This window comes from Paraburkholderia sp. HP33-1 (genome assembly GCF_021390595.1).
Lineage (GTDB): Bacteria > Pseudomonadota > Gammaproteobacteria > Burkholderiales > Burkholderiaceae > Paraburkholderia.
The window spans coordinates 3,388,082-3,406,388 of the sequence record NZ_JAJEJR010000001.1; the positions used below are offsets into that span (position 1 = coordinate 3,388,082).

The 18,307-nt window shown below is 61.3% G+C and carries 17 protein-coding genes; all 17 read right to left on the reverse strand.

Features of this window, described 5'->3' with window-relative positions; all coding sequences use genetic code 11:
- Positions 1-35: 35 nt before the first annotated feature.
- Positions 36-461, reverse strand: a complete 426-nt coding sequence (locus tag L0U81_RS15605; RefSeq protein WP_230561001.1) for a F0F1 ATP synthase subunit epsilon — start codon at positions 459-461, stop codon at positions 36-38.
- A gap of 157 nt (positions 462-618) precedes the next feature.
- Positions 619-2,013 (reverse strand): F0F1 ATP synthase subunit beta, encoded by a 1,395-nt coding sequence (gene atpD, locus L0U81_RS15610; protein ID WP_233804045.1) that lies wholly within the window; start codon positions 2,011-2,013, stop codon positions 619-621.
- Positions 2,014-2,115: 102 nt separating this feature from the next.
- Entirely contained in the window at positions 2,116-3,000 is an 885-nt protein-coding gene (atpG, locus tag L0U81_RS15615; protein ID WP_233804046.1) for a F0F1 ATP synthase subunit gamma, read from the reverse strand.
- A gap of 140 nt (positions 3,001-3,140) precedes the next feature.
- Positions 3,141-4,682: a F0F1 ATP synthase subunit alpha gene (atpA, locus tag L0U81_RS15620; RefSeq protein WP_233804047.1), complete on the reverse strand. Its 1,542-nt coding sequence runs from the start codon at positions 4,680-4,682 to the stop codon at positions 3,141-3,143.
- A 56-nt stretch (positions 4,683-4,738) separates the two neighbouring features.
- The gene (locus tag L0U81_RS15625) at positions 4,739-5,278 is read right to left on the reverse strand and encodes a F0F1 ATP synthase subunit delta (RefSeq protein WP_233804048.1); all 540 of its coding nucleotides are present in this window, start codon (positions 5,276-5,278) and stop codon (positions 4,739-4,741) included.
- A 2-nt stretch (positions 5,279-5,280) separates the two neighbouring features.
- Entirely contained in the window at positions 5,281-5,751 is a 471-nt protein-coding gene (locus L0U81_RS15630; RefSeq protein ID WP_233804049.1) for a F0F1 ATP synthase subunit B, read from the reverse strand.
- Between the two features lie 136 nt (positions 5,752-5,887).
- Positions 5,888-6,157 carry a F0F1 ATP synthase subunit C gene (gene atpE, locus L0U81_RS15635; protein ID WP_007180033.1) on the reverse strand — a complete coding sequence of 90 codons (270 nt, stop codon included), beginning with the start codon at positions 6,155-6,157 and terminating at the stop codon, positions 5,888-5,890.
- An 82-nt stretch (positions 6,158-6,239) separates the two neighbouring features.
- On the reverse strand, positions 6,240-7,091 hold the full coding sequence (gene atpB, locus L0U81_RS15640; RefSeq protein WP_233804050.1) for a F0F1 ATP synthase subunit A: 852 nt from the start codon (positions 7,089-7,091) through the stop codon (positions 6,240-6,242).
- Between the two features lie 165 nt (positions 7,092-7,256).
- Positions 7,257-7,802 (reverse strand): ATP synthase subunit I, encoded by a 546-nt coding sequence (locus L0U81_RS15645; RefSeq protein WP_233804051.1) that lies wholly within the window; start codon positions 7,800-7,802, stop codon positions 7,257-7,259.
- A gap of 574 nt (positions 7,803-8,376) precedes the next feature.
- A complete protein-coding gene (locus L0U81_RS15650; RefSeq protein WP_233804052.1) occupies positions 8,377-9,264 on the reverse strand; it encodes a ParB/RepB/Spo0J family partition protein in 888 nt (295 codons plus the stop codon).
- 18 nt (positions 9,265-9,282) lie between these two features.
- Positions 9,283-10,074 carry a ParA family protein gene (locus L0U81_RS15655; RefSeq protein WP_233804053.1) on the reverse strand — a complete coding sequence of 264 codons (792 nt, stop codon included), beginning with the start codon at positions 10,072-10,074 and terminating at the stop codon, positions 9,283-9,285.
- A gap of 71 nt (positions 10,075-10,145) precedes the next feature.
- Positions 10,146-10,829, reverse strand: coding sequence for a 16S rRNA (guanine(527)-N(7))-methyltransferase RsmG (gene rsmG, locus L0U81_RS15660; protein WP_233804054.1), 684 nt, complete (start codon positions 10,827-10,829; stop codon positions 10,146-10,148).
- On the reverse strand, positions 10,826-12,784 hold the full coding sequence (gene mnmG / locus L0U81_RS15665; protein ID WP_233804055.1) for a tRNA uridine-5-carboxymethylaminomethyl(34) synthesis enzyme MnmG: 1,959 nt from the start codon (positions 12,782-12,784) through the stop codon (positions 10,826-10,828). The genes rsmG and mnmG overlap by 4 nt, the downstream gene beginning before the upstream one ends.
- Before the next feature lie 174 nt (positions 12,785-12,958).
- Entirely contained in the window at positions 12,959-13,735 is a 777-nt protein-coding gene (locus L0U81_RS15670) for an ABC transporter ATP-binding protein (RefSeq protein WP_233804368.1), read from the reverse strand.
- A complete protein-coding gene (locus L0U81_RS15675; protein WP_233804056.1) occupies positions 13,735-15,519 on the reverse strand; it encodes a branched-chain amino acid ABC transporter ATP-binding protein/permease in 1,785 nt (594 codons plus the stop codon). Before L0U81_RS15675 ends, L0U81_RS15670 begins: the two co-directional genes overlap by 1 nt.
- A gap of 4 nt (positions 15,520-15,523) precedes the next feature.
- Complete coding sequence (locus L0U81_RS15680; RefSeq protein WP_233804057.1) at positions 15,524-16,579, reverse strand: branched-chain amino acid ABC transporter permease; 1,056 nt, start codon at positions 16,577-16,579, stop codon at positions 15,524-15,526.
- 220 nt (positions 16,580-16,799) lie between these two features.
- Positions 16,800-17,960 (reverse strand): ABC transporter substrate-binding protein, encoded by a 1,161-nt coding sequence (locus tag L0U81_RS15685; protein ID WP_233804058.1) that lies wholly within the window; start codon positions 17,958-17,960, stop codon positions 16,800-16,802.
- Positions 17,961-18,307: the final 347 nt, after the last annotated feature.

An 18,307-nucleotide genomic window follows, 5' to 3' on the forward strand; every position in this document is an offset into this window, starting at 1 on the left:
GCCGCGCGGGCTGCTTCTTTCTGCTCCGTACTGCTTCAGTGCTGGCCGCGCAGCTTGCGCAGACGCTGGATTGCCGCGAGCTGTGCCGTCGCGTATGCAAGTTCCGCTTGAGCGGTCGCGTACTCGAGGTTCGAGCCCGTGTTCTGCAACGCCTCCTGCGCACGCTTGCGTGCATCTTCGGCCTTGGCTTCGTCGAGATCCTTGCCGCGAATCGCCGTGTCGGCGAGAACCGTCACTGCGCCCGGCTGGACTTCGAGGATGCCGCCGGCGACGAATACAAACTCTTCTTCGCCGTTTTCGACTTCGATGCGCACCGCACCCGGACGGATCCGCGTGATGAGCGGCGTGTGACCCGGCAGAATGCCGAGTTCACCCGCTTCGCCCGGCAGCGCGACGAACTTTGCCTGGCCCGAGAAGATTTCCTCTTCCGCGCTGACGACGTCTACTTTAATGGTTGCCATATGTGTCGACTCCTGTCGACGAGAGTCAGCGGTCAAGCGCTTACTCTCGTCCCATGCAAGGCAGGTTGATCGTAATGACAGGCGCCGGCTTTGCGTATCGATACATCAACCGTACCGACACGCGCGAGGCCCGCGCCCGCTTCGTTACACCCGACCTTTACTGGATCTTCTTGGCCTTTTCAAAGGCTTCGTCGATCGTGCCGACCATGTAGAACGCCTGTTCCGGCAGGTGGTCGCATTCGCCTTCGACGATCATCTTGAAGCCACGGATCGTTTCCTTCAGCGGCACGTACTTGCCCGGCGAACCCGTGAACACTTCAGCGACGTGGAACGGCTGCGACAGGAAACGCTGGATCTTACGAGCGCGCGCGACGGCGAGCTTGTCTTCCGGCGCGAGCTCGTCCATGCCCAGAATCGCGATGATGTCGCGCAGTTCCTTGTAGCGCTGCAGCGTCTGCTGCACGCCGCGCGTGATCGAGTAGTGCTCTTCGCCAATCACGTGCGGATCGATCTGACGCGAGGTCGAATCAAGCGGGTCCACTGCCGGGTAGATCCCGAGCGAAGCGATGTCACGCGACAACACGACGGTTGCGTCGAGGTGGCCGAAGGTCGTAGCCGGCGACGGGTCGGTCAAGTCGTCCGCAGGGACGTACACGGCCTGCACCGACGTGATCGAGCCAGTCTTGGTCGACGTAATACGCTCTTGCAGCTTACCCATTTCTTCAGCCAGCGTCGGCTGATAGCCCACTGCCGACGGCATACGGCCGAGCAGCGCCGACACTTCGGTACCGGCCAGCGTGAAACGGTAGATGTTGTCGACGAAGAACAGCACGTCGAGGCCTTCGTCACGGAAGTGCTCGGCCATCGTCAGGCCGGTCAGCGCGACACGCAGACGGTTGCCCGGCGGCTCGTTCATCTGGCCGTACACCAGCGCGACCTTGTCGAGAACGTTCGAGTCCTTCATTTCATGATAGAAGTCGTTCCCTTCGCGGGTACGCTCGCCCACACCGGCGAACACGGAGTAACCGCCGTGTTCCTTCGCGATGTTGTTGATCAGTTCCATCATGTTCACGGTCTTGCCCACGCCGGCGCCACCGAACAGACCCACCTTACCGCCCTTCGCGAACGGGCAGATCAGGTCGATAACCTTGATGCCGGTTTCGAGCAGTTCCGTCGACGGCGACAGTTCGTCGAACGCCGGAGCCTTCTGGTGGATCGCACGCGTGGTTTCGCTGGAGATCGGGCCGGCTTCGTCGATCGGGCGGCCCAGCACGTCCATGATACGGCCGAGGGTCGGCTTGCCGACCGGCACGCTGATCGGATTGCCCGTGTTCTTCACGACCGTGCCGCGGCGCAGACCGTCCGAAGCACCCAGACAGATGGTACGGACCACGCCGTCGCCCAGCTGCTGCTGGACTTCGAGCGTCAGCTCCGAACCTTCGAGAATGAGCGCGTCGTAAATCTTCGGCATGGTTTCACGCGGAAATTCCACGTCGATCACCGCGCCGATGCACTGTACGATCTTGCCTTCTACCAAAGCAGTAGTACTCATCGCTTTTCCTTTAGATACTCAATTCTTCACTCGCGCAAAGGCGCAGTTTCTCCGATGGGTGCGCCGCTGCGGGCGCACACGAAACGACCTGCCTGACCGGGGTCAGACGGCCGCCGCTCCACCGACGATTTCCGACAGTTCTTTCGTGATCGCGGCCTGACGGCTCTTGTTGTATTTGAGCTGCAGATCGTTGATCACCGTCTTCGCGTTGTCCGAAGCGGCCTTCATCGCGACCATCCGGGCCGATTGTTCCGATCCCATGTTTTCCGCGACGGCCTGGTAGACCAGCGCTTCGACATAACGCACCAGCAGTTCGTCCACCACGGCCTGCGCGTCCGGCTCGTAGATGTAGTCCCACTGCGTGCTCGGCGTCGTACCGTCTTCTTCCTTGCGCTCGAACTGGTCTGCCGACAACGGCAGCAGCTGCTCGATCACCGGCTCCTGCTTCATCGTGTTGATGAAGCGCGTGTACGCGAGGTACACCGCCGAGACCTTGCCTTCCGAGTACAGGTCGAGCTGCACCTTGACGGCGCCGATCAGTTTTTCCAGATGCGGCGTATCGCCCAGCTGCACGACGTTCGACACGACCTTCGCCTGCAGACGGTTCAGGAAACCCAGACCCTTGCTGCCGATCGCGGTTGCCTCGATCGTCTTGCCCTGGCCTTCCAGTTCCTTGAACTTCTGCAGCGACGCGCGCAGCACGTTGGTGTTCATCCCGCCGCACAGACCTTTGTCGGTCGTGACGAGGATGAAACCGGCCGCCTTCGCGCCTTCGTTCGACACCATGAACGGGTGACGATACTCGGGGTTCGCACGGCTCATGTGCGCAGCGATATCGCGGACCTTGTCGGCATACGGGCGAGCAGCGCGCATGCGCTCCTGAGCGCGGCGCATCTTTGATGCGGCCACCATCTCCATCGCTTTCGTGATCTTGCGCGTGTTTTGCACGCTCTTGATCTTGCCGCGAATTTCCTTCATTCCAGCCATTGCTTGCTCCTTTGTCGGCCCGAGTTAGCGCTTCAGCGCTTACTCGGGTCCCATGCAAAGCGGCCGAAGCAGCGCGGGAGCATTCGCATGCGGCCCGCGCCGCTTCAAGGTCCGTTTATGCCTTGCGGATCACTCGCGGATCAATAAGCGCCGGACTTCTTGAAGTCTTTGACGGCCGTGTGCAGCAGGCCTTCGTCGTCCTTCGAGAGTTCCTTGGTATCTTCGATGCGCTTGACCAAGTCAGCATGGCTCGCCTTCAGGTAGTCGCGCAGGCCCTTCTCAAACGGCAGGACTTGAGCAACTTCGAGGTCGTCGAGATATCCGTTGTTCGCCGCGAACAGCGACACAGCCAGTTCCCACACCTGCAGCGGTTGATACTGCGGCTGCTTGAGCAGTTCCGTCACGCGGCGGCCGCGCTCGAGCTGCTTGCGGGTCGCTTCGTCGAGGTCCGATGCGAACTGCGCGAACGCAGCGAGTTCACGGTACTGCGCGAGGTCGGTACGGATACCGCCCGACAGCTTCTTCACGACCTTCGTCTGAGCCGCGCCACCCACACGCGACACCGACACGCCAGCGTTAATTGCCGGGCGGATACCTGCGTTGAAGAGGTCGGTTTCCAGGAAGATCTGGCCGTCGGTAATCGAGATCACGTTCGTCGGAACGAATGCGGTCACGTCGCCTGCCTGCGTTTCGATGACCGGCAGTGCCGTCAGCGAGCCGCTCTTGCCCTTCACTTCGCCGTTGGTGAACTTCTCGACGTACTCTTCCGAGACGCGAGCAGCACGCTCGAGCAGACGCGAATGCAGATAGAACACATCACCCGGATAAGCTTCACGGCCCGGCGGGCGACGCAGCAGCAGCGAGATCTGACGGTATGCCCAAGCCTGCTTGGTCAAGTCGTCATAAACGATCAGCGCGTCCTGGCCGCGGTCGCGGAAGTATTCACCCATCGTGCAGCCGGCGTACGGTGCGAGGTACTGCATCGCAGCCGAATCCGAAGCCGAAGCGGACACGACGATCGTGTATTCCAGCGCGCCGGTTTCTTCCAGCTTGCGCACCACGTTCATGATCGACGAAGCCTTCTGGCCGATCGCGACATAGATACAGACGAGGTTCTTGCCCTTCTGGTTGATGATCGCGTCGACTGCGACTGCGGTCTTGCCGCACTGGCGGTCGCCGATGATCAGCTCACGCTGGCCACGGCCGATCGGCACCATCGCGTCGATCGACTTCAGACCGGTCTGGACCGGTTCCGAAACCGACTTACGCCAGATCACGCCCGGAGCAATCTTTTCGATTGCATCGGTTTGCTTCGCGTTGACCGGGCCCTTGCCGTCGATCGGGTTGCCGAGTGTGTCGACCACGCGGCCGAGCAGTTCCGGACCCACCGGCACTTCCAGAATGCGGCCCGTCGTCTTGACGATGTCGCCTTCCGAAATGTGTTCGTACTCACCCAGAATCACGGCGCCGACCGAGTCGCGCTCGAGGTTCAGTGCGAGACCGAAGGTGTTGCCCGGAAATTCGAGCATTTCGCCCTGCATCACTTCCGACAGGCCGTGGATACGCACGATACCGTCGGTCACGGAGATCACGGTGCCCTGGTTGCGAACGTCTGCGCTCGCTTCAAGGCCCTGGATCCGGCTCTTGATCAGCTCGCTGATCTCAGAGGGATTGAGTTGCATTATTCGCTCCTGATAGTCAATTCTGTTGCGTGCCAGCCGCTAAAGCGCGAGGCGCTTCAGGCCGTCAGGGCCGTTTGCATGCTGGCGAGCCGCGCGCGGACCGAGGTATCGAGCACTTCGTCGCCGACCGTCACGCGTACGCCGCCGATCAGCGACGGATCGACTTCGACCGTCGGCTTCAGCTTGCGCTTGAACTTGCGTTCGAGGCTTGCGACGAGTTCGTTCAACTGCGCACCTTCGAGCGGAAATGCGCTGACGATCAGCACATCTGCCGCCCCTTCGCGGGCGTTCTTCAACTCTTCGAACTGCGAGGCGATTTCTGGCAGCAATTGCAGGCGATGGTTGTCCATCAGCATCTGCACCAGATTCTTCGCTTGCGCGTTGTCCTTGAGCGGCGACTGGACCGCTGCCAGCAGCAGATCGCTGACCTGGGCGCGGCTCACTTTCGGGCTCGAGGCGATCGACAGCACTTCGGGCAGACGCGCAACCTGTGCCAGCTCCTGCACGAGCGTGGACCAGGCGGCGATGTCACCAGCTTCGGCCACGCCAAACAGCGCTTCCGCGTACGGACGGGCGATGGTTGCAAGTTCGGCCATGATCAGAGCTCGGCTTTCAGTTGATTCAGCAGGTCAGCGTGAGCTACCTGGTCGACTTCGCGCTTCAGGATCTGTTCAGCGCCCTTCACTGCGAGTGCGGCGACTTCGCCACGCAGCGCTTCGCGTGCCTTCACGACTTGCTGATCCGCGTCGGCCTTCGCCTGCGCGATGATGCGGGCGGCTTCCGCCTGCGCCTGAGCCTTGATTTCGTCGGCGACTGCGACAGCGCGCTTTTCAGCGTCGGCGATGCGTTGCTGGCCGTCGTTGCGAGCTTGGGCGAGTTCCTGGTCGACGCGCTTGTGAGCGGCTTCGAGTTCCTGCTTGCCCTTTTCCGCGGCGGACAGACCGTCGGCGATCTTCTTCGCGCGCTCGTCGAGGGCGTTGATCAGCGGCGGCCACACGAATTTCATCGTGAACCACGCGAGGATCAGGAACACGACCATTTGCGCAAACAGGGTTGCGTTTAGATTCACGGTGTTTCCTTAAATGTTGCTTGTTCGGAAAGTGAAACGGCAAGGCGCTCATCGATTCTGTTCGATCAGCGCCCCAGTACCCGTTCCGCCCTGCGCCTTTACCAGTTATAGCTCAGGCGCAAACCTCCGAGGAACCTCAGCCTGCCAGCTTCGAGAGCAGCGGGTTCGCGAACGCAAACAGCATTGCCACACCAACGCCAATCAGGAACGCCGCATCGATCAGACCAGCCAGCAGGAACATCTTGGTTTGCAGCGGGTTCATCAGTTCCGGTTGACGGGCGCATGCTTCGATGTACTTGCCGCCCATCAGACCGATACCGATACAGGCGCCGATTGCACCCAGGCCGATGATGATGCCGATACCGATGGCGGTCAGACCCTGGATGTTGGCGATGAAAGCTTGCATGATCACTCCTTTGTGAAAAGTCTTTTAGAACTGGTTGGAACTGGGATTTGAAAAACTGCGATTCTTTTGCCGACGGCGCAGGTTAGTGCGTGTCGTGTGCCTGGCCGATGTACACCAGCGTCAGCATCATGAAAATGAACGCCTGCAGCAGAACGATCAGGATGTGGAAGATTGACCACACTGTGCCGGCGACCACGTGGCCGATGAAGCCAAGCACCGTCGTGTCCGCGCCGAAGCTCCAGATACTGCCGAGCAGGGCAATCAGCAGGAACAACAGTTCGCCCGCATACATGTTGCCGAACAACCGCATGCCGAGCGAGACCGTCTTCGCGACGAACTCGATGATGTTCAGTGCAAGGTTCGGGATCCACAGCAGCGGATGCGCGCCGAACGGAGCGGACAGCAGTTCGTGCACGAAGCCGCCAGCGCCCTTGATCTTGAAGTTGTAGTAAATCATCAGCACGAACACGCCGAGCGCGATGCCGATCGTGCCGTTCAGGTCGGCGGTCGGTACGAGGCGGTGGTGCGGGATGACTTCGGAGAGACCCAGCCAGCCGATCAGGCGGCTCGGCAGGTCGACGGGAACGAAGTCGAGCGAGTTCATCAGCGCGACCCAGACGAACACAGTCAGTGCGAGCGGCGCGATGAAAGTGCGCGAGCCGTGGATCATCGCCTTCGATTGATCCTCGACCATTTCGACCAGCATTTCGATCGCGCACTGGAAACGGCCCGGCACGCCGGACGTTGCCTTGCGGGCTGCCATGTGCAGCACGAAGATCGTGACGAGGCCGCACAAGATCGACCAGAAAAGGGTGTCGAGATTCCACACGTGGATGTCGAAAATCGACGTCTGATGCGCGGTGGAAAAGTTCTGCAAGTGGTGCGCGATGTACTCGGACGGATCCATTGCGCGCGTGCCTTCGCTAGCTGCCATATCGTTAAAGCCACCCAAATTGTCGAAAATCGTCTGAGGCCGCTCCCGCTGAAATACTCTATTACGGGAACGCGCCGGGTGCGGGCCCTGTCTCATCCGCACACCCGTGCCGGCGCCACGCGCCGGCCTTAAATTCTTTTTGCTGCTATTTTTTTTGCTGCTACCTTAGCGCCACGCCAAGGCGATCCAGTAAGTCTTCAGCGCGACGAGGTAGGTAACGAGCAGCGGAATCCAGCGTACGTCGTGATACCAGAAGGCGATTGCGACAAACATCGCAATCGTTGTCCCCATCTTGAGGGCTTCGCCGATCATCCAACTCATTACAGTCTCGGCGCCGCCCTGGCTTTTCAATCGTGCCGCGAACAACGCGCCCGGCACCCAGCAGATCGCTCCCCCCAGGAGCGCGGACAGCGCAGCAGCGCCCGGCGGCTTGTAGAACAGCCACCACAACAGCGTTGCGACCAGGGACAAAACCATTTGCGCCGCGACGACTCTGAACGGCGTCACGCGCGATGGACGACCCACACCGGGACCAAACAGCTTTTCCGCCTCGGCCCGTGTGAGCGGAACGATATTGTTATCTTCCTGCGCGTCATCCCACGCTTCGCCCGGGTCGAACTGCCGACTGCCGGACGTCTCGGGAGCGGAGCGTTCAGCGCGGTGTCTGTCGTCACCATTCTCCGGCGACAGATTCGACGTTTTGACCGCCATCGCAATGTTCCGAAAGTCTCGTTCAGCCCGCGAATTTACGCAGCGCTTACGGGGTTGCCGTGCAATTAAATCCGGGCGATTGTAAGCGATAGTTGCAGGCAATTCAAGACTTTAGGCCGGCCTATAACGGCGTGAAGCGTGCCTTCGCCATGCGGTAAAACGTATGCTAACGACGCTAAACACGTCGAATGTAAGGTGGGCGGGGGGCGGCAAATCCCGTGCGGCGCATCGCATGGGTCGAAGCTTGTCGGCAGACCGTTTCGACGCTGCGACGGACGTCTCGAAAATGCAACAAATGCCTCTTTTTTAAGGTGCAAATGGGACAGATCATCGATTGACCTGAATCATCAGGGCCGCGAAAATCAATGATGGTCAAGCGGCTTTGTGATAGCGGCACGCAAGGATGGTCACCGCGCACGTACCGGCCACTCAAAACTAGTATTCCTTATTATTTTCGCGCGGGTTATTTAGGAATCCACGGTAATTGTTCGCACTGAGATAGATTGACTCGCGGCGCTGCTCATGCACAGGCCGCTCGTCGTTCGCCACCTTGCCCTGTCGTGCGTATCTCCGCTCAAACGTTCGCGCTCCCGCGCAAGCGAACCAGAATGCCTTCCAGCGCATCGAGATCGCCGAAGTCGACCAACACCTGGCCGCGACCGCGTCGGCCGAGCTTGATTTTCACCGTCGCCGCCAGCAGGTCCGATAGTTCCTCTTCCAGCCGTCGCGTGTCGCGGCCGCCATCCGGATTCGCGCGCACCTTGACCGCCGGCGTCACCTTCGTGGTCATCGCGACCAGCTTTTCGGTCTCGCGCACGGACAAGCGCTTGTTGACGACCTGGTTGGCCAACGTGATCTGCGTCGCCGCATCGACGGCGAGCAGCGCACGAGCGTGGCCCATGTCCAGATCGCCGGCGAGCAACATCGTCTGCACCGGCGTCGCGAGGTTAAGCAGACGCAGCAAGTTCGACACCGCGCTACGCGAACGGCCCACCGACTCCGCCGCCTGCTCGTGGGTGAAATTAAACTCGTCGAGCAGGCGCTGGATGCCCTGCGCCTCTTCGAGCGGATTCAGATCTTCGCGCTGAATGTTTTCGATCAGCGCCATCGCAGCGGCGGCCTGGTCCGGCACGTCCCTCACGAGCACCGGCACCTCGTCGAGGCCCGCGATGCGCGCCGCGCGAAAACGCCGCTCGCCCGCGATAATCTCGTAGCGATCCGCCGCGATCGGACGCACCAGAATCGGCTGCATCAGTCCTTGCGCGCGGATGCTCGCCGCGAGCTCCTGCAGCGCGCCTTCGTCCATGCGCGTGCGCGGCTGATATTTGCCCGCCTGCATCTTGGCGAGCGGCAGCACGTTCGGCGCGCCGTCGATCACCACCGCCTCGGTGATATCCGCGGTGCCGCCGAGCAACGCTTCCAGACCGCGGCCAAGTCCCTTCTTCCTTGCTACTGCATTCATCGTGCTTCCTCGATCCGCTTAGGATGCCTGGTGCGCGTCGCTCAGCGCACGCACCCGCTCAATCATTTCAGCGCCGAACTGCACGTACGCCTGCGCGCCACGCGACGCCCTGTCAAACACCACGCCCGGCAGCCCGTAGCTGGGTGCCTCGGCCAATCGCACGTTGCGTGGAATTACCGCATCGAACACCTTGTCGCCGAAATGCTCTTTCAATTGATCCGAGACTTGCTGTTGCAACGTGATGCGCGGATCGAACATCACGCGCAGCAGACCGATCACCTTGAGATCGCGATTCAGGTTCGCGTGAACCTGCTTGATCGTATTGACGAGGTCGGACAGCCCCTCGAGCGCGAAGTATTCACACTGCATCGGAATTACGACGCCGTGGGCGGCGCACAGTCCGTTGAGCGTTAGCAGCGACAAAGCCGGCGGGCAATCTATCAGCACGAAATCGTATTCGCCTTCGACCGCCGAGAGCGCCGTCTTCAGCTGACGCTCTCGATGCTGCATGCTCACGAGCTCCACTTCGGCGCCCGCAAGCTCGCGGTTCGCGGGCAGCACGTCGTAGCCGACCGCCTCGGGCCGCACACGCGTATCGGCCACCGGGACGTTGTCCACGAGCACCTCGTAGACTGTGTTCGTACACTCGGCCTTGTCGATACCACTGCCCATCGTGGCGTTGCCCTGCGGGTCCAGATCGATGAGAAGGACTCGCTGTCCCTGCGCTGCCAGGCTCGCGGCCAGATTGACTGTGGTGGTCGTTTTGCCGACGCCGCCCTTCTGGTTCGCAACGCAGAAGATTTTTGCCATCGTTGGTGTGTCCCTATTGCTGCTTGGATGAAGTGAAAATCGTTGGGGGTGCTTCGAGGCCACAGCGGCCATCAGCTTTCGGCGTCCACCCGCACCTCGATCAGATGCCGCTCGGCGTCAAGCGACGGCACGTTCAGCCTGATGATCTGTTCCATGTGGCAGCCCGCCGGTAACCGCCCGATTTCGTCATCCGGCCGCACACCTTTCATCGCCCAGATCGCGCCGTGCTCCGCAACCAGATGACGGGCCAGTGTAACGAAATCCGCGAGTTCTGCGAATGCGCGCGAGACGATTACGTCGAACTTTGCCGGTACTTCGGCGCCGGGCCGCAGCGTCTCCACACGGCCGGTCACGACCGAGAGGTTCGCGAGGCCCAGCTCGGCCTTCGCCTGTGCCTGAAAGGCGGTTTTTTTATGAACGATGTCGTTCGTGGTGACGGTCCAATCGGGCAGCACGATCGCGAGCACGATCCCCGGCAGACCGCCGCCCGAACCGACGTCGAGCACCGACGATGGCCCACGCGGCGCCAGATGCGGCACGATCGACAGCGAATCGAGGATGTGCTGGATCAGCATCTGCCGCGGATCGCGGATCGCCGTCAGGTTGTAGACGTTGTTCCACTTTGCGAGCAGCGCGACATAATCGAGTAGCTTGCGCTGCTGCTCGTCGCTCAGATCGATGCCAAGCTCGTGGACACCGTTGGCCAGCAACGACGTCAGCGCCTGCTGGTCGACTCCCCTCTGCGCAATCGTCATTGCACCACCGGCTTGCTGTCGGCGCCGGGTTCGGCGGTTTTCGACGGACGACGTCCCAGACCGCGCTTCAGATGCACCATCAGCAGCGAGATAGCGGCCGGCGTGATGCCCGAAATACGCGACGCCTGTCCAATCGTTTCCGGCCGGAACTGCATCAGCTTCTGGCGGGCTTCGAACGACAGCCCGCGTACCTCGGTGTAGTCCAGCCCTTCCGGCAGACGCGTGTTCTCTTGCGCCTCGTTGCGCTCGATCTCATCGGCCTGCCGGTCGATGTATCCCTGATATTTGACGCCAATTTCGATCTGTTCCTTGATCTGCGCGAGCAGCACTGGGTCTTCGGCCAGCGCTTCGGGCGCGCCGCAGGCGCCATCCCGCAGTCCGCAGACGCCGTCGTAGCTGACGCCCGGACGACGCAGCAAGTCTGCGAGGCTGTATTCGTGGTCGATCGGCTTACCGAGCAAGGCTGTCGCTTCGTCGGCGGATAACGTCTTAGGATTGACCCACGTTGAACGCAGGCGCTGTGTTTCACGTGAAACAGCGTCGCGCTTGCGGCTGAATGCGTCCCAGCGGGCGTCATCGACCACACCTAGTTCACGGCCGATCTCCGTCAGACGCATATCGGCGTTGTCTTCGCGCAAGCTCAGACGATATTCGGCACGGCTCGTAAACATCCGATACGGCTCTGACACACCGCGCGTGACCAGATCGTCGACCAGCACGCCAAGATAAGCCTGATCGCGGCGCGGGCACCACGCGTCCCTGCCTTGCACGAACAGACCGGCGTTGATACCGGCTAGAACGCCTTGTGCCGCCGCCTCTTCGTAGCCGGTCGTGCCGTTGATCTGACCAGCGAAGAACAGCCCACTGATCACCTTGGTTTCCAGCGATGCCTTGAGCCCGCGCGGATCGAAATAATCGTACTCGATCGCGTAGCCGGGCCGCAGGATATGCGCATGCTCAAGGCCGCGCATCGAACGCACCAGCTCAAGCTGCACGTCGAACGGCAGGCTCGTCGAGATTCCGTTCGGATAGAACTCGTTAGTCGTCAGGCCTTCGGGTTCGAGATAAATCTGATGCGATTCCTTCGACGCAAACCGATGAATCTTGTCCTCGATCGACGGGCAATAGCGCGGCCCCACCCCTTCGATCACGCCCGTGTACATCGGCGAACGATCGAGACCGCCGCGAATGATGTCGTGCGTGCGTTGATTCGTATGCGTGACCCAGCACGGCACCTGGCGCGGGTGCTGCTCGACGCGTCCGAGGAACGAAAACACCGGTACCGGATCCAGATCGCCCGGCTGCTCTTCGAGCTGGGAATAGTCGATCGTACGGCCGTCGATGCGGGGCGGTGTGCCGGTTTTCAGACGCCCTTGCGGCAACTTCAGCTCTTTTAGCCGCGCCGACAGTGAAACCGCAGCCGGGTCGCCGGCGCGGCCGCCGGTGTAGTTGTTCAACCCCACGTGAATCTTGCCATCGAGGAACGTGCCGGCCGTCAGAACCACCGCGCGCGCGCGGAAACGAATGCCCACTTGCGTGACGGCACCGACGACGCGATCACCCTCGACCATCAGATCGTCCACGGCCTGCTGGAACAGCCACAGGTTCGGCTGATTCTCCAGACGATGACGAATCGCCGCCTTATACAGCACGCGGTCAGCCTGAGCCCTCGTAGCGCGAACCGCCGGTCCTTTCGACGAATTCAGGATCCGGAACTGGATGCCGCTTTCGTCGGTCGCGGCCGCCATGGCGCCGCCGAGCGCGTCGACTTCCTTGACCAGATGGCCTTTGCCGATACCGCCGATCGACGGATTGCAACTCATCTGCCCTAAAGTCTCAATGTTATGGGTCAAAAGCAGCGTTTTATTGCCCATGCGCGCCGACGCCAAAGCAGCTTCGGTGCCGGCATGACCACCGCCGACGACGATTACGTCAAATTCTGTGGGAAAAAGCATCGCGGGATCTCACGCCAGATCGTCGCGTGAGCCTTTAAAGGAAATGTATGGGCGGATTATAACGGGTTCGGTTTCGGCCCGAATTTCGTCCGATTGGCGAAACGATAAAAAAGCGGTGTGTTTCACGTGAAACACACCGCTTCCTGAGAGAGCAACCGCCCAAAAAGTGCGGACTTACGCGACCTTTTTAGCCAGGCCGAGATAGGTTTCGATCACGCGCGGATTCTGCGCGAGGTCAGTCGCCGGTCCTTCCAGTGCCAGTTCGCCGGTTTCCAGCACGTAACCGTAGTCCGAGATCTGCAACGCAGCGCGCGCATTCTGCTCGATCAACAGCGTCGCGACACCGGTCTGCCGCAGCGCGCTGATGATGTGGAAAATCTCCTTAACAATCAGCGGCGCTAGACCGAGGCTCGGTTCGTCCAGCATCAGCAGATCGGGTTTGCCCATCAACGCGCGGCCGACCGCGAGCATCTGCCGCTCGCCACCGGACAGCGTGCCGGCCGCCTGCTTGCGCCGCTCCTTCAGTCGCGGAAACAGCTCGAACACCGGTTCCAGCTGATCGAGAAAATTGCGCTCCCCTGCCCGCTTGCGTCGGTAGGCACCAAGCAGCAGATTATCTTCCACCGTCATCGACGCGAACAGCTCACGCTTTTCCGGCACCAGGCACATACCGAGCGCGACGCGTTTTTCGACCGGCACCGCGCTGACGTCATCTCCCTGATAGGTAATCGCGCCTTTCGCATGGCCGGAGGTCGGCAACGCGCCCATGATCGCATTCAGCAGCGTCGATTTGCCGGCCCCGTTCGGGCCGATCACAGAGACGATCTCCCCCGCCCGCACCTTGATCGCCGCATTGTGCAGCGCCTCAACCTTGCCATAGCGGACCGACAATTGATTCACCTCGAGAATCAGCCCCGCCGCCGCTACGCCGGTCGTCGTCCTGTTTTCCATCATTCCACCCCACCCAGATAGGCTTCGAGCACTGCGGGATCCTGCTGCAGTTCCTGTGGCAGCCCCTCGGCGATCCGCGTGCCAAATTCCATGACCACGAGCCGGTCCGTCAGATTCATCACGAAATCCATGTCGTGCTCGACGAGCAATATGCTCATCCCCTCCGCCTTCAGCCGGCGCAGCAGATCGGCAAGCTGCAGCTTTTCCTGATAGCGCAAACCTGCTGCCGGTTCGTCGAGCAATAACAAAGTCGGATCGCAGCACAGCGCGCGCGCAATTTCTAGTATTCGCTGCTGACCGAGCGCGAGGCTGCCCGCTTCGTCGTACATATGCTGTTCGAGGCCGACGCGACGAATCTGCCGTGCGGCTTCAGCCATCAGTCGCGCTTCTTCTGCGCCGTTTAGCCGCACGACGCTGCGCCACACGCCCGCGTGGCCACGCAGATGCGCGCCGATCGCGACGTTCTCGAGCACGGTCATGCCCGGCAGCAGCTTCACGTGCTGGAACGTCCGGCCGATGCCCCGCTTGACGATTTCACGTGAACTCAGCGCATCGATGCGCTCGCCGTGGAACGTGATCTCGCCGCTCGACGCCTGGAGCACGCCCGTCACGAGATTGAACGTCGTCGACTTGCCGGCGCCGTTCGGCCCGATCAGCCCGATGATTTCCCCTGCTTTGACCTCGAAGCTCACGTCGTTCACCGCGACGAGGCCACCGAACTGTTTGCGCGCCTTGTTCACCGTCAGCAGGTCTTCGCCGGCCCGCGGCTTGTTGCGCTGCGGCAGAGGCTCCGCATGATCCGCGAGATGCGCACGTGGGCCGCGCGGAAAGAAGCGCGCGACGAACGGCCATACGCCCTGTCGCGCGTACTGCAGCAACAGCACCATGATGATTCCGAACACGATCACTTCGAAGTTGCCGTTCTCGCCGAGCAGTTTCGGCAGCAGCGTCTGCAGATAGTCCTGCAGCACGGTCAAAATCGCCGCGCCTAGCACCGCGCCCCAGACGTGCGAGACGCCACCCACCACTGCCATGAACAGAAACTCGATGCCGTGATTCAGGCCGAATGGCGTGGGATTCACCGCGCGCTGCAAGTGCGCGTAGAGAAAGCCCGACACAGATGCGAGCACCGCCGCATAAACGAAGATCACGACGCGCATCCAGCCGGTGTTGACCCCCATCGACTCTGCCATCAGACCACCACCGCGCAGCGCGCGAATCGCGCGGCCCGGCCGGCTATTAAGCAGATTCTGAACAGAAACGACCGCACCGAGCACGACCACCCAGATCAGGTAATAGATATGGCGGCCGGACTCGAGGTTTATCCCAAAAACATTCAACACCGGGATGCCGTTGATCCCGTCGTACTTGCCAAGCATGTCCAGATTGCCGAACAGGTAAAACAGCGCAAGCCCCCACGCAATCGTGCCGAGCGGCAGGAAGTGGCCCGACAGACGCATCGTCACGAGACCGAGCATCAGCGCGATCAGCGCAGTGACGATCACGCCAGCGATCAGCGCGAGCCACGGCGACACGCCGAAGTTCGTCGTCAGATACGCGGTCGCATAGGCGCCGATGCCGACGAACGCGGCCTGCCCGAAGCTCGTCATGCCGCCGATACCGGTCAACAGCACGAGGCCGATCGCGACGATCGAATACAGGCCGATGTAGTTGAGCAGCGTGACCCAGTACTCGGGCACATGAATCGGATGCGGCAGCGCCGGTAACGCGAACAGGACGATGAGGAACAGCCAGAAGAACTTCTTTTGCATGATCCGTTTCATCGCGTCACTCCCCTTCCTCTTCGGCATGCGGGCTCGCAAGACTGCGCCACAGCAGCACCGGGATGATCAGCGTGAACACGATTACTTCCTTATAAGCACTGGCCCAGAACGACGAATACGACTCCAGCAGACCAACGAGAATCGACCCGGCCGCCGCGAGCGGATAGCTGACCAGACCGCCGATGATTGCGCCCACGAAGCCCTTCAATCCGATCAGGAAGCCCGAGTCGTAGTAGATCGTGGTGAGCGGTGCGACGAGGATGCCGCACAACGCGCCAAGCCCCGCTGCGAGCGTGAACGCGAGACGTCCCGCCTGCGTCGTGCCGATGCCGACGAGCCGCGCGCCGAGCCGGTTCACCGACGTCGCGCGCAACGCCTTGCCAGAGATCGATCGATCGAAGTAGAGATACAGCGCGCCGATCAGAAAGACCGCGGTGCCGATCACCCACAGGCTCTGCCCGGAGATCGACAGCGTGCCGACGTTGAACGTCGCATCGGAAAACGCGTTGGTGCGCGAGCCCTCCGCGCCGAACATCACGAGGCCGAGACCGACCATCGCGAAATGCACGGCCACCGCGACGATCAACAGCAGCAGCGTGGTCGCTTCCGCGATCGGCTCAATTGCGAGCCGATAAACGAACGGCCCCATCGGAATCACGATCAGGAGCGTCAGCGCGATCTGCACAATCATCGGCAGCGGCTGCAGGAAAATGCCGCGCGTGAGCGCGTAGACCGCAATCGGGAACAGCAGGTACTTCCCTGCCAGCACGGGCAGCGTACGTGCCGCACGTCGGCGTCGCTCCACGCGCCGCAACACGGCTGTCGTCTCGACGACGAAGCATGCGGCGCCCATCGCCATCAACAGCCAGCAAGTGGCCGGAAACTTCTGCGTCTGAAGTGCGGCGAGAGTCAACGCGCCGTACGAAACGAACTCCCCTTGCGGGATGAAGATCACCCGCGTGACGGAGAACACCAGCACCAGCGCAAGCGCGAGCAGCGCGTAGATCGCGCCGGTCGTGATGCCGTCCTGCGCGAGGATCGCCGCAATTGATAGATCCATACTTCCTCGTCCTGAAGCGTCGAAATCGAAATACCGGGAAACGGTCGTGACGGCGCGGCTCGTACTCGGCCATCGACCTGCAATGCCTGAAAAGACAACCGCCGCGCCGTGTCCCGGCGCGGCGGTCGATGCCATTGTCGTCGAACACAATGGCAATGCGGCGTCATGCACCGCAGATTGCGCGAGAGGCGCGTACCGCTAGTTGTCTTTGTAGAGGGTCTTAATCGTTCTGCAGCTTCCACTTGCCGTCGACGATCTGCACGATCACGCGTGCGCGCTGGTCGAGGCCGTTGTGGTCGGTCGCAGTGGTGTTCATGATGCCGTGCGACACCGGCAGCTCCTTGATGTTTTCGAGCGCATTGCGCAGCGCCAGGCGGAACTCGGGCGTGCCCGGCTGCGCGGTCTTCAAGGCGACCGGAATCGCGGCCTGCAGCATCTGGCCGGCATCCCACGCGTGACCACCGAAGGTCGCGACCGAACCCGCGCCATACGCCTTCTCATACGCGCTCTTATAGGCTTCCGACGACTTCTTCACCGGGTTCGAGTCCGGCAGCTGATCGACGACGAGAATCGGACCGGCCGGCAGAAGCTCGCCTTCGCAATCCTTGCCGCAAACGCGCAAGAAATCGTTGTTCGCGACACCGTGCGTCTGATAGATCTTGCCCTTGTAGCCACGCTCCTTCAGCGTCCTGGCCGGCAACGCCGCCGGCGTGCCCGAGCCCGCGATCAGCACCGCATCGGGATTCGCGCCGATCGTCTTCAGCACCTGGCCCGTCACCGATGCGTCGGTGCGGTTGAAGCGCTCGTTCGACACGATCTTCAGGTTGTGCGCTTTCGCCGCGGCGTCGAACGTCGTGTTCCAGCTTTCGCCGTATGCATCCGAGAAGCCGATGAAGCCGACCGTCTTCACGCCGTGATGCTGCATGTAATCGGCGATCGCATCGGCCATCAGGCTGTCGTTCTGAGGCGGTTTGAACGCCCATGCGCGCTTCGCATCCATCGGCTGGATGATCGCTGCCGATGCCGCGAGCGAGATCACCGGCGTCTTGCCTTCGGCGGCGGGATCGAGCATTGCGAGCGAATTCGGCGTGACGGTCGAGCCGATGATCGCGTCGACGTGATCTTCGTCGATCAGCTTGCGCGTGTTCTGCACGGCCTTGCTGGTATCCGACCCGTCGTCGAGAATGATGTACTGCACGCTCTTACCGGCAATCTCCTTCGGCAGCAGTGCGATCGTGTTCTTCTCAGGAATCCCGAGCGATGCGGCCGGCCCTGTCGTCGACAGCGTGACACCGATCTTCACCTGCGCGAATGCCGCCCCCGCGCCGCACATCAGCGCCATCGCGATGCTGGTGCGTACCCAATGCCTTGTGATTTTCATTGCGAGTCTCCAAACGCCTTGAATAGCGCCTCTCTGTAAGCCGGCTTGCTGGGCCGGGTGTCTGAATCTATTGAGCGGGACCAGGTGTGCCAAGCATGGTTTTCCCTGCTCGACGCGCATACCTTCGCCTTTCTGTGCCGCGGCTGTGTTCCGATCAATCACCGACAAACCACTAATATGTTAGTAGCTTGCGTTCTGCGATATCGACGGTCAAGAGAGCGTGCACTAAATGCGGGTTTGCCCTGAAGCAGCGAAACCACACTTTTGCGCGCTGCCGACGCCATGCCCAGGCAATAAAAAAGACGCGTCAACTGCACGCGTCTTTTTCGATGAGGTCCCTCGGCGCA

Coding starts and splice junctions, on each gene's coding strand:
- L0U81_RS15675 (WP_233804056.1), bottom strand. CDS start 15,519: ATGAAACGGATCATGCAAAAGAAGTTCTTCTGGCTGTTCCTCATCGTC.
- mnmG (WP_233804055.1), bottom strand. CDS start 12,784: ATGCTTTTTCCCACAGAATTTGACGTAATCGTCGTCGGCGGTGGTCAT.
- L0U81_RS15605 (WP_230561001.1), bottom strand. CDS start 461: ATGGCAACCATTAAAGTAGACGTCGTCAGCGCGGAAGAGGAAATCTTC.
- L0U81_RS15655 (WP_233804053.1), bottom strand. CDS start 10,074: ATGGCAAAAATCTTCTGCGTTGCGAACCAGAAGGGCGGCGTCGGCAAA.
- atpG (WP_233804046.1), bottom strand. CDS start 3,000: ATGGCTGGAATGAAGGAAATTCGCGGCAAGATCAAGAGCGTGCAAAAC.
- L0U81_RS15645 (WP_233804051.1), bottom strand. CDS start 7,802: ATGGCGGTCAAAACGTCGAATCTGTCGCCGGAGAATGGTGACGACAGA.
- atpD (WP_233804045.1), bottom strand. CDS start 2,013: ATGAGTACTACTGCTTTGGTAGAAGGCAAGATCGTACAGTGCATCGGC.
- L0U81_RS15685 (WP_233804058.1), bottom strand. CDS start 17,960: ATGAAAATCACAAGGCATTGGGTACGCACCAGCATCGCGATGGCGCTG.
- L0U81_RS15680 (WP_233804057.1), bottom strand. CDS start 16,579: ATGGATCTATCAATTGCGGCGATCCTCGCGCAGGACGGCATCACGACC.
- L0U81_RS15625 (WP_233804048.1), bottom strand. CDS start 5,278: ATGGCCGAACTTGCAACCATCGCCCGTCCGTACGCGGAAGCGCTGTTT.
- rsmG (WP_233804054.1), bottom strand. CDS start 10,829: ATGACGATTGCGCAGAGGGGAGTCGACCAGCAGGCGCTGACGTCGTTG.
- L0U81_RS15670 (WP_233804368.1), bottom strand. CDS start 13,735: ATGGAAAACAGGACGACGACCGGCGTAGCGGCGGCGGGGCTGATTCTC.
- L0U81_RS15650 (WP_233804052.1), bottom strand. CDS start 9,264: ATGAATGCAGTAGCAAGGAAGAAGGGACTTGGCCGCGGTCTGGAAGCG.
- atpE (WP_007180033.1), bottom strand. CDS start 6,157: ATGCAAGCTTTCATCGCCAACATCCAGGGTCTGACCGCCATCGGTATC.
- atpA (WP_233804047.1), bottom strand. CDS start 4,682: ATGCAACTCAATCCCTCTGAGATCAGCGAGCTGATCAAGAGCCGGATC.
- atpB (WP_233804050.1), bottom strand. CDS start 7,091: ATGGCAGCTAGCGAAGGCACGCGCGCAATGGATCCGTCCGAGTACATC.